Source organism: Pseudomonas sp. PA-5-4B, from assembly GCF_021606215.1.
Classification (GTDB): Bacteria; Pseudomonadota; Gammaproteobacteria; order Pseudomonadales; family Pseudomonadaceae; genus Aquipseudomonas; species Aquipseudomonas edaphica.
Window position 1 is genome coordinate 1 of record NZ_WKDB01000115.1, and the last position, 10021, is coordinate 10021.

The window sequence follows — 10021 nt, forward strand, 5'->3', positions numbered from 1 at the left end:
CCGCTGGGCAGCGAAGCGGCCCCAATCGACCCACAGCGTTGGTTCAGGCGTTACTCGGCCAGCCTTTTTGGGGCTGCTGCGCAGCCCAGCGGGAGCAAGCTCCCTCGCCACAGTGGAGGGGCGTGACATATTGGGAAACTGAATTGAACGGAGGTATTGCTGTGGCTTGCTAGGGTGAATGGATCATTCATTCAATCGGAGAGCAAAGGATTGCTTCAGAAACCCAATTCTCACCTATTGCGACGTGGCCGTTATTCAGAGACGGGTCGGGCTTACTTGGTAACTGCTGTGGTCTATCAGCGCCGCCCGGTGTTTGCCAATTTTCGCTTGGGGCGGTTGTTGGTGGCAGAGTTCAAACAGGCTCATGACCTTGAGATGGTTAACTCTTTGGCTTGGGTCATCATGCCAGACCATTTCCATTGGCTATTTGAACTCAGAGCCGCATCGTTGCCGCAAGTGATGAAAAGGGTGAAGTCGCGCAGCACATTGACCATCAATCGAGCCTGTCATGCACGGGGCGCGTTCTGGCAGTGCGGGTACCATGATCGCGCAGCGCGCGCTGAGGAGGATCTTATAAAGATCGCACGCTACATAATTGGCAACCCATTGCGCGCTGGGTTGGCTGAACATATCGGCGATTATCCGCTCTGGGACGCAGCCTGGTTATAGACCCGGCGCCCTTGTGGCGAGGGAGCAAGCTCCCTTGCCACAGGAAGGGTGCAAACTTGAATGATTCCATGCGCCTGCGGTCGGAACCTGGGTACGCATCATTCATTGAAGGAGCACCCATGAAGTCCAAGACCCTAGCCGCTTGCCTGCTGCTCACCGCTGGCCTGTCCACCGTCAGCTTTGTCGTGCAGGCCGGTGATACACCCCAGGAAACCGTGCAGCCTTCCAGCATCAATACGCGGGATCTGAAAGAAGGTGATCGCGCCCCGGATATCCTGATGCGCAAGGAATCGGCGGTCAGCGACTGGAAAAAACGCGGCCTCAAGCAGCCTGAGGCAGACAGCCAATGGGCGCGGGTGGGTGACAAGTTTGTGCTGCTCAAAACCACCAACGGCACCATTCTTGAGATCACCCCCGTCAAGCGGTGATCGGTCTGTTTTCCTCGCTCTTGCGTTAAGGTAACCGGCCACACCGGTCGTGTTACCTCACCCATCACTTCGGCCTCGGCGTCACCCAGGTCGACCTGGAGATCAGCCTGCCTTCATTTTCATTGGGCCGTCGTTGAAGGCAGATCATCCAGTGTGAGCTTGCCGACGTTGTTGCTTTGCAGTTCGTAGCGCAACTCTTCAACCATCTTGGCCACTTCTTGCGCGGTTTGCAGCCGGTTGGTGCTGATGCCTGTCACCACCAGATCAACACGGCCGGTTTCGGCGTCGTAGACCTTGAGGGTCAGGGACGCGTCCCGGCACAGGGTGAACTCGCAGGTCAGCGGTGATAAACCTTCTTCGATGCAGTTGCGCAATTGAGAGAGGGTAAACATGGGCCTCTGCCTCCTCAACGACGACGCAGCAACAGGCCCACAAGCAGGCCGATACCGGCGACGACAGCCACGGTAGCCAGGGGTTTGTTTTTGGCGAAATCACTGACAGTGTCCAGCGCGTCGCCGTACGTTTGCTGCAGTTGACCTGCGGCCTGACGCGCCACACCTTCAGCGTGCAATTGTTCATCACCGGTGAGGTCGCCGATAAAGCCCTGGGCCTTGCCGGCAACCTTCTCTACGGCGCCTTTGACTTGTTCGCTTTTCATCGTGCTTTCCTTGGAAGAGATCAAACCATTACGGCACGGGACCAAAGGCCCTGTGCCCACCCTTCAAGGTTAAGCAGCGTACGCCAGCGCAATAAGGCGAATTTGCACTGGTCGCACTAGTGCATTTGCACTCTATGGTTTGCTTTTGACGCGCAGTTCGCCGGCAAACAAGCCGCGCTCCCTGGCCCATACAATGGCCGCGCTGCGGCTGTGCACACCGAGTTTGGAGTACACCGTGGCCACGTGGTTACGCACGGTGTTGGGCGCAAGCTTCAGGCGCGAGGCAATTTCCTTGTCGGCCAGGCCTTCGCAGATCAAACCCAGCACATCACGCTCACGGGCGGTGAGGTCGGTGAAGGCTACGTTCGGCAGGTTGGGGCTGTTGACGCTCTTGGCGTTGGCCAGTTTCTCGATCAGGGTCTGGCTGAACCAGGAGGCGTCTTGCATCACCTCCTCAATGGCCGCCACCAGCTCCAGCTCCGAGCGTTTGCGTTCGGTGATGTTCATCATCACCAACAGGTAGCAGGGCACGTCCTCGATAATCACGGTGTCGGCGGAGACCACGCAGTCGATCACCTCGTTGCCTTTCTTGCGCACCTTGAGGTCTTGGCCTTCGAGGTTGCCGGCTTTTTCCAGGGTGGCGAACAACTGCGCTCCAGCAGGGGCGCTGTCGATGAAGTTGATGTCCTCAACGTTCTTGCCGATCAGCTCTTCGCTGATGTAACCGGTGATGTTCATGAACGCTTCGTTGATGTCCACCACTTGCCGGTTGGCGGCGTTGCACACCAGGGTCGGCACCGGCGTGAGGCGAAAGGATTTGGCGAACCGTTCTTCGCTCTGGCGCAGGGCGATTTCTGCCTTGCGCCGTGGCTCCAGGTCGGTAAAGGAAAACAGCATGCAGTCTTCCTCGTTCATGTCCAACGGCTGGCCGGCGACAATCACCAGTTTGCTGCCGCCCTCGGGCAGGCGCAGTTCAGCCTGCATCTGCGGGATGGTCGCACCTTCGCTCAGGCGCTGAATGGCCAGGTCCTTGCGATCGGCGTGTTCCAGTACATCCAGTTCATAGACGGATTTGCCGATGACCTGATCGCGGTTGTAACCGGTCATCTCCAGGAAACCCTGGTTAACCTTGATGTAGCGCAGGTCGCTGAGACGGCAGATCACCGCGGGTGCCGGGTTGGCGTTGAAGGTTTTTTCGAAGCGCTGCTCGGCGCTGGCCCATTCGGTGGCGTCGCTGAGGATCAGCACCAGCAGTTCCGGTTCACCGTGGGCGTCCGTCAGCACCAGGCTGCGCAAGCGATGCACCCAACTGCGGTCCTCGTCGTCAACGGGGGTGACTTCCACCACCACATCGCTGAATTCTTCACCGGCTGCGATTCGGCTGAGAGGGTAGCTGTCCAGCGGCAAAGGATGGTTGTTGCGATAGCGCAAGGCAAAGCGCTTGGCGTATTGCTCGGTATTGGCGCCGAGCTGCTCGACCTCACTGACCCCGTGCATGGCCAGCGCGGCTTCGTTGGCCCACAGAATGGTCTGGTCGACTTCGGCCAGGATCACACCGTCCGATAACCCGGAGATGATCTGCTGCAATTGGCGGCGGTTGGTTTCTTTGGCAAGAACGTCCTGGGTCATGGTCTCTCCGGGGATGGGCGCATGAAGGGTACGACACCCAGGCATCAGGATAGTGCACACAACGTGCCCGTTGCGGGGTGCGAATGCACCAGATGCTCTGGTGCATTTGAGCGGGGACGACCGGCAGCGGTCTCGCCAGACTGATACGGTCAACCACTCAAAGGATTAATCATGACAACTGTCTATGAAACCAATCGTTCACCGTTTCGCGTGTCCTGGAGCTCTGTGCTGGCCGGTAGTGCAATTGCCCTGGTGACCTACCTGGTACTCAGCGTGCTCGGCACGGCCATCGGCGCCAGTGCCGTCAACCCGATGGAAGCGGGCAACCCCCTGAGCGGCTTCGGCACCGGCGCCGGGATCTGGCTGTTTGTCTCAACCCTGGTGGCTGTCGGCCTCGGCGCCTTTGTGGCCGGGCGCACTGCACCGGACCGTGGCGGCTTGCACGGCGTATTGACCTGGACCTTCACCACCTTGCTCACCACCTGGCTGCTGGCTGGCCTGGCCGCCAGCGTGGTCGGCACCGCCGGTAACGTAGTAGGCAAAGGCTTGTCCGCCGCCGGCAGTGGTATCGCCGCTGCTGCGCCTGGGATCGGCAACAGCATCAAGCAGCAGTTGAACGAGCAGGGTATCCAACTGGACTGGAACAGCCTGCAAGGCCAACTCGACACCTTGCTCAAGCAAAGCGGCAAGCCTGAGCTGGACCCTGCCAACGTCGAGCAGAAAACCGACCAGGCCGCCGCCGACGGCAAGCAATCGGCCAAGGACGCCGCGACCAACCCTGCCCAGGCCGGTGATGAGTTGAAGCAGTGGTTCGAACGCGTCAAAGCCTCCGGCGAGCCTGCGTTGAATGCTGCGGACAAAGACGCGCTGGTCAACATCGTGGCCGCCCGTACCGGCAAGAGCAAAGCCGAAGCCACGCAGATCGTCGACAACTATGCCCAGGCTTATCAGCAAGCCATGCAGAAGGTCGATGAGCTGAAACAGCAAGCCGAACAGAAAGCCCGTGAAGCCGGTGAAGTAGCGGCTAAGCAGCTGTCCCGCGCTGCATGGAGCACCTTGGCCATGTTGCTGCTGGGTGCAGCCTTGAGCTTCTTTGTGGGTCGTACCGCGCTGACCACGCGTCGCGTGCCGTTGGCTTAAGCTGAGCATGTGCGGCATGGATGCCGCCTGTGGAAGCTGGTTATGGAGTGAACTCGCTACCCCCTGCGCTCGAATGAATGCGTAAAATACCGGCCTTTTACGTGTATCACGCAAAGGTGCCCCTTGAGCGCAGGCAAAGCTGTCGGACTGTTATTACTCACCTCCCTGTTGGCGGCGTGCGGTACTTCGCCGCCACGCACGCCAAACGACATCTGCGGCATCTTCCGTGAAAAAGATGACTGGTACGACGCCGCCAAGGTCACGCAAAAGCGCTGGGGCGTGCCGATCCAGGTGCCGTTCGCGATCATGTATCAAGAGTCGGGCTTCCGCCAGGATGCCAAGACACCACGCAAATACCTGCTATGGATCATCCCCTGGGGGCGCGTGTCCACCGCCGAAGGCTATTCCCAGGCCAAGGATGAAGTGTGGAACGACTACCGCAAGAGCACCGGCCGCAGCGGTGCGAGCCGTCAGGATTTCGATGACTCCATCGACTTTGTGGGGTGGTACATGGACAAGACCTACACCATCAACGGCGTGTACAAATACGACGCCTACGGCCAATACCTGAACTACCACGAAGGCTGGGGCGGCTATCGCCAACGTACCTATGCGGCCAAAGCCTGGCTGCCGCCGGTGGCGAGCAAGGTGCAGGCGCGCTCGCAGATGTACGCGGCGCAATATGCGCGCTGTAAGGATGATTTGGGCCGGGGTTTCTGGAGCCGGTTCTGGCATTGGTTGTAAGGAACGATCGGCATAAGGGTGTGGCGAGGGCGCACTTGCCAAGCTCATTTTATTCTGGGAAAACCCCAGTCTTAACTCATCCAACGAGAGCCCCATGAGCAACGATGAACTCCAGATCACCGACACCCGCCTGGGCACCGGCAAAGCCGTGGTCAAGGGGGCGCTGATCACCACCCAATACACCGGCATCCTCGAAGACGGCACCGTGTTCGATTCGTCCTGGGAGCGCGGCAAGCCGTTCCAGTGCGTGATCGGCACCGGGCGCGTAATCAAGGGCTGGGACCAGGGCTTGATGGGCATGCAGGTGGGTGGCGTGCGCACACTGTTTGTGCCGGCGCACCTGGCCTATGGCGAGCGTTCGATGGGCGCGCATATCACGCCCAACAGCAATCTGCGCTTTGAAATCGAGTTGCTGGAAGTGCTGACGCGCGACGATTGAAGGGGAAGTAAACATGGAGGTTGATTGCGCACTCGAAGGTATTCGAGTGGTTGAACTGCACGACGGCGACGCGGCCGAACTGCAGTGTTTTTTTGACCAGGCACCCGAGTATTTCATCGCGGTCAATGGTGAGCCGGCCACACCGACCGAAGCGCACGAAGAGTTACAGGGTCAGTTGCCGGCAGGTTGGCGTTGCAGCCGGATGTACTGGCTGGGTTATCGCGATACGCAGGACCAACTGGCCGCCGTCGTGAACATCGCGGCCGACTTGCTGGCCGTCGGCGTGTGGCATATCGGTTTGCTGCTGGTGCATACGCGCCTGCATGGCACCGGGTTCGCGCGACAATTGCATGCCGATCTTGAAGCGTGGACGGTGAGCAACGGTGCCCAGTGGCTGCGGTTGACGGTGGTGGTCGGCAATACCAAGGCCGAGCGCTTCTGGCCCAAGCTTGGGTATGTGCAGGTGCGCACGCGTGAAGGCATCAGGATGGGACGGCAGGTCAACAGGGTGTCTATTCAGGTCAAGCCGCTGGCAGGTGGGCAGATGGACGAGTACTTGAAACGGGTTGAGCGGGATCGGCCCGATATGCCGTAATAGCGGACGTGCACACTCCTTGTGGGAGCTGGCTTGCCTGCGATGACGCAGTGTCAGGTAATAAACCTCCAGCAGACAGACCGCCATCGCAGGCAAGCCAGCTCCCACAGTTGATCTTCGGCGTGACCCAAAAAACAGTTGCTGAACTCACCCTGAACAATCCACCTAAACCCCTATGGTAAATTCTCCTACGGTTTACTCCCTCGAAAACGCGGCGTAAACTCCGCGCGTTTTCATCAATAGCGGAGACCCTCAGTGGGTACTTGTTCGAGCGACAGTCGTCGGCCGGTTTCGGTAACTGGCACATACTTGGCAAGGTAACGCGCATTTTTCCTGATGCCGTTGTCTCGCCTCAAAAAGCGAGAAGCGGCATTCCGGCAGCGGCCAGTCCTGGCACCTGCCTGCATCCCTCTCATCGACGCTGACCAGCACCTCAAATCACTTGGGATGCTACGGACGCGCCTGCCTTTTACGGCGGGCGGGCCAAGCTGACTGTGCCTTTAAACGGGGACGGTGCAGTCGGTCGTACCTGCACTAAGGTTTCTGGCATGCGCAGCAGTCATGGAGAATTTTTATGCAGGCAATCAACAACATCAACCTCAACTCGTTGGTCGATACCGTGGTCAGCCTTACCGCGGCGTTTATCCTCGGTGGCTTGATCGGTTTCGAACGCCAGTACCGCCAGCGCACGGCGGGCTTGCGCACTAATGTGCTGGTGGCAGTGGGCGCGGCGATCTTCGTCGACATGGCCAACCGCCTGGGTGGCGCGGAAGGCGCGGTGCGGGTGGTTGCGTACGTGGTCTCGGGCATCGGCTTTTTGGGCGCTGGCGTGATCATGCGTGAGGAAGGCAACGTGCGTGGGCTCAACACTGCTGCGACGTTGTGGGCTTCGGCAGCGGTGGGGGCGTGTGCGGGGGCTGACCTGATCCTCGAAGCACTGTTGGGCACGCTATTTGTGCTGGCGGCCAACACCTTGCTGCGGCCGATCGTCAATAACATCAACCGTCAGCCTTTGGACGTGGTGTCGGCGGAGGTCACCAACATCCTCTATGTCATCGCCCAGCGCAGCCAGCAGCAGGCAGTGATGGTGCTGCTGGAGGCCGAACTGGCGCGGTGCAACTACCCGGCCAGCGACGTCGATGTGCGGCCGTTCGGCAGCGAAGAAGTGGAGATCGAGGCCACCCTGGCCGCGACCTCGGTAGACGGCGACGAACTGGACGCGCTGGTGGCGCGAATTTCCACCTCGACACTGGTGGTGCAAGCGTTCTGGAGCCCGAGTACCACTGACTGACACGCGCTCAACGGCTACTTTTGCGAAGAAAAATCCTACATCTGATTGGGATTGCCCCTTCGGTCAATACGTCATTTCGTTGTTAAGGTTGCGCACTTGCAGCTAGCCGGTGGTCACGGTTTGGCTATACGTGCTCGATGTGACTTCGATAGAAGCGGACCACCTGAGTGACGGCAGTACCGCTGGTCGAAACTGTCATTTCTCACAGGTAGTGGTGTCCCGTGTGATGTGTAAGGGTACTTATTCTTTTCAGGGTAGTGATATGAGCAAAGCGCTAAGTAGTGGGACCGTGTTAGTTGTGGACGATCATCCGTTTATACGGGCAACCGTCAAGCATTTGCTCAAGTGCGAAGGCTTCACTGACATCGAGGAAGCCGGTACGGGGGCGGACGCGCTTCAGAAGGTTAGAGAGAAGCGTCCAGTCTTGATTATTCTCGATCTGGCCATTCCAAAACTGGGTGGGCTGGAGGTGATCAGCCGGGTCAAGGCGCTGGGTGTGCCGTGCAAAATTCTGGTACTGACGTCGTATCTGCCGGAGTTTTTTTCCACGCGGTGCATGCGTGCAGGCGCCATGGGGTTTGTCGCCAAGACCGGAGAGCTGGAGGAGCTGCAAAAAGCCATTAAGGCGGTGATGTCCAACTACAACTGCTTCCCCAGTCTGCCGAGCAGTTCGGTGCGTCGTGATGATTTGCAGACCACCGAGCACGAGCTGGTGCACTCGCTTTCAGACCGCGAGCTGGCAGTGCTGAGGATGTTGGCGTTGGGTTTTACCAACAACAAAATTGCTGCAGATATGCTGCTGAGCCACAAGACCATCAGCACCTACAAGACCCGGCTCAAGGAGAAGCTGCGGATGACGTCTGTGGTGCACATGGCCAAGTTTGCCCAGCGTAATCATCTGATCTGAATCGACATGATCCTTGCCCAGGTCCGACGGTTGATCATGCTGGTGTTGATGAGCCTGCTGCCGTTGCTCGCTGCGGCCCTTGATGAGCCCCACACCTTGCGGTTGCTGGGGCATTCCAGCCTCGACGAGAATGGCCCGCCCGTGGTGCTGGGGGACGCTGACTGGCACTGGCTGCGTGAGCGCCGCACGCTGTGGATGGGGGTTTCCGCGCCCGATTACGGGCCTTTCGAACTGACCAACAATAACGATGAACTGGAAGGCGTCACCGCCGACTATGCCAAGTTGCTTGCCCAGGCGCTCAACGTCAGCGTTGAAGTGCGCCGCTATGACACCCGTGATGAAGTGATTGAGGCGCTCAAGCAGGGCTCTATCGATTTCTTGGGGTCGGCCAACGGGTTTGAAGCGGGGGACCCGCAACTCGTCCTTTCGCGCTCCTATGCCAATGATCAGCCCATCCTGGTCACCCGTACCGGAGACACCCAGTCCCTGAGTGTCGACCTGGCCGGCAAGCGTGTGGCGATGCTTTATCACTATATGCCGCCCGATGTGGTCGAGGCGTTTTACCCCAAGGCCCATGTGGAACTGTTTGCGTCGGTCTTCGAAGCCATCGGCGCCGTGGCTTTTGGCCGTGCCGATGTCTACCTCGGAGACGCCATCACCGCCCACTACCAGATCAACCGCAACCACCTCAACAATGTACAGCTGGCGGACTTTTCCACTTTGGAGTCCAACGCCTTTGCGTTCGCGCTGGCCCGGGACAATATTCGCTTGCTGCGCATCATCAACAGCGCGCTGAGGTCGATTCCGGCTAACCAGCAGCTGGATATTTTGCGCCGTTGGAGTGCTGGCAATCTTGGTGTTCTGGGGACCGAGCGCCTGCGCTTAAGCACCAGCGAGCAACGCTGGCTGGAAAAACACCCACGGGTGAGGGTGGTAGCGTCCGACCAGATGTTGCCGTTGGCATCCTTCACGGCACAAGGGCAATCAGAGGGCTTGAGTGCAGACGTTCTATCCCGGATCAGCTTGCGCACCGGCTTGAAGTTCGATGTGGTCCCGGGCGGCTCAATGCCTCAGCAAATAGAGGCGGTCCGTTCCGGCCGGGCGGACATGATGGCGGTGGTCACGCCCAGCCTCGAAGGCTCTGACCAGGTGCGTTTTACGCGGCCCTACTTGACCAATCCACTGGTGCTGGTCACCCGTACCGACACGCCTGGCACCATGACACTGGAAAATATGCTGGGTAAACGCCTGGTAATACCCAGCGGCAATGCGCTGCGTGACGTCATCAATCGCGACTATCCCGGTATCCAGTTTGTGGAGGCGAAAAATCCTACGGATGCCATGGCTCTGGTGGCCAATGGCAGCGCCGAGGGTGCCGTCAGTTCACTGATCTATGCGCGTTACCTGATCGCCTTTGAGTACCGCGATCGCTTGCACGTGACCAGCACCGTCGGCTCTGAACCTGTGCGTATGACGTTCGGGGTCAACCGGGGGCAGTTGGAGCTGTACTCGATACTGGAC

12 protein-coding genes are annotated in these 10021 nt (G+C 59.1%); 9 read left to right on the forward strand and 3 right to left on the reverse strand.

All coding sequences use genetic code 11. The features are described 5' to 3' along the window. The first annotated feature begins 210 nt into the window (after positions 1-210). The gene (locus tag GIW28_RS29825) at positions 211-669 is read left to right on the forward strand and encodes an REP-associated tyrosine transposase (RefSeq protein WP_236490472.1); all 459 of its coding nucleotides are present in this window, start codon (positions 211-213) and stop codon (positions 667-669) included. A 119-nt stretch (positions 670-788) separates the two neighbouring features. Beyond that, positions 789-1097, forward strand: coding sequence for an RcnB family protein (locus tag GIW28_RS29830; protein WP_017138987.1), 309 nt, complete (start codon positions 789-791; stop codon positions 1095-1097). 119 nt (positions 1098-1216) lie between these two features. On the opposite strand, the gene GIW28_RS29835 is transcribed toward GIW28_RS29830, so the two are convergent. The 3 genes from GIW28_RS29835 to GIW28_RS29845 form a co-directional block, all read right to left on the reverse strand. Continuing rightward, complete coding sequence (locus GIW28_RS29835) at positions 1217-1489, reverse strand: DUF1652 domain-containing protein (RefSeq protein WP_017138988.1); 273 nt, start codon at positions 1487-1489, stop codon at positions 1217-1219. Between the two features lie 14 nt (positions 1490-1503). Further along, the gene (locus GIW28_RS29840) at positions 1504-1755 is read right to left on the reverse strand and encodes a CsbD family protein (protein ID WP_017138989.1); all 252 of its coding nucleotides are present in this window, start codon (positions 1753-1755) and stop codon (positions 1504-1506) included. Between the two features lie 132 nt (positions 1756-1887). Beyond that, positions 1888-3384, reverse strand: coding sequence for a PAS domain S-box protein (locus tag GIW28_RS29845; RefSeq protein WP_169987077.1), 1497 nt, complete (start codon positions 3382-3384; stop codon positions 1888-1890). Positions 3385-3555: 171 nt separating this feature from the next. Here GIW28_RS29845 and GIW28_RS29850 point away from each other — a divergent pair, with 171 nt between their 5' ends. The 7 genes from GIW28_RS29850 to GIW28_RS29880 all read left to right on the forward strand — a co-directional run. After that, a complete protein-coding gene (locus tag GIW28_RS29850; protein WP_017138991.1) occupies positions 3556-4524 on the forward strand; it encodes a hypothetical protein in 969 nt (322 codons plus the stop codon). A 123-nt stretch (positions 4525-4647) separates the two neighbouring features. After that, complete coding sequence (locus tag GIW28_RS29855) at positions 4648-5268, forward strand: transglycosylase SLT domain-containing protein (RefSeq protein WP_017138992.1); 621 nt, start codon at positions 4648-4650, stop codon at positions 5266-5268. Positions 5269-5362: 94 nt separating this feature from the next. Further along, positions 5363-5707, forward strand: coding sequence for an FKBP-type peptidyl-prolyl cis-trans isomerase (locus tag GIW28_RS29860; protein ID WP_186617364.1), 345 nt, complete (start codon positions 5363-5365; stop codon positions 5705-5707). Positions 5708-5720: 13 nt separating this feature from the next. Next, positions 5721-6302, forward strand: a complete 582-nt coding sequence (locus GIW28_RS29865; RefSeq protein WP_186617366.1) for a GNAT family N-acetyltransferase — start codon at positions 5721-5723, stop codon at positions 6300-6302. Between the two features lie 574 nt (positions 6303-6876). Then, the gene (locus tag GIW28_RS29870) at positions 6877-7593 is read left to right on the forward strand and encodes an MgtC/SapB family protein (RefSeq protein WP_017138996.1); all 717 of its coding nucleotides are present in this window, start codon (positions 6877-6879) and stop codon (positions 7591-7593) included. Between the two features lie 262 nt (positions 7594-7855). After that, positions 7856-8500: a response regulator transcription factor gene (locus tag GIW28_RS29875; protein WP_026013841.1), complete on the forward strand. Its 645-nt coding sequence runs from the start codon at positions 7856-7858 to the stop codon at positions 8498-8500. A 6-nt stretch (positions 8501-8506) separates the two neighbouring features. After that, positions 8507-10021 (forward strand): transporter substrate-binding domain-containing protein (locus GIW28_RS29880; protein ID WP_236490473.1); only part of this gene is annotated, 1515 nt, incomplete at its 3' end.

Excerpts from the sequence above, each read along its gene's own strand:
- GIW28_RS29845 (WP_169987077.1), bottom strand. The coding sequence starts at position 3,384 with ATGACCCAGGACGTTCTTGCCAAAGAAACCAACCGCCGCCAATTGCAG.
- GIW28_RS29870 (WP_017138996.1), top strand. The coding sequence starts at position 6,877 with ATGCAGGCAATCAACAACATCAACCTCAACTCGTTGGTCGATACCGTG.
- GIW28_RS29875 (WP_026013841.1), top strand. The coding sequence starts at position 7,856 with ATGAGCAAAGCGCTAAGTAGTGGGACCGTGTTAGTTGTGGACGATCAT.
- GIW28_RS29840 (WP_017138989.1), bottom strand. The coding sequence starts at position 1,755 with ATGAAAAGCGAACAAGTCAAAGGCGCCGTAGAGAAGGTTGCCGGCAAG.
- GIW28_RS29860 (WP_186617364.1), top strand. The coding sequence starts at position 5,363 with ATGAGCAACGATGAACTCCAGATCACCGACACCCGCCTGGGCACCGGC.
- GIW28_RS29830 (WP_017138987.1), top strand. The coding sequence starts at position 789 with ATGAAGTCCAAGACCCTAGCCGCTTGCCTGCTGCTCACCGCTGGCCTG.
- GIW28_RS29865 (WP_186617366.1), top strand. The coding sequence starts at position 5,721 with ATGGAGGTTGATTGCGCACTCGAAGGTATTCGAGTGGTTGAACTGCAC.
- GIW28_RS29835 (WP_017138988.1), bottom strand. The coding sequence starts at position 1,489 with ATGTTTACCCTCTCTCAATTGCGCAACTGCATCGAAGAAGGTTTATCA.
- GIW28_RS29850 (WP_017138991.1), top strand. The coding sequence starts at position 3,556 with ATGACAACTGTCTATGAAACCAATCGTTCACCGTTTCGCGTGTCCTGG.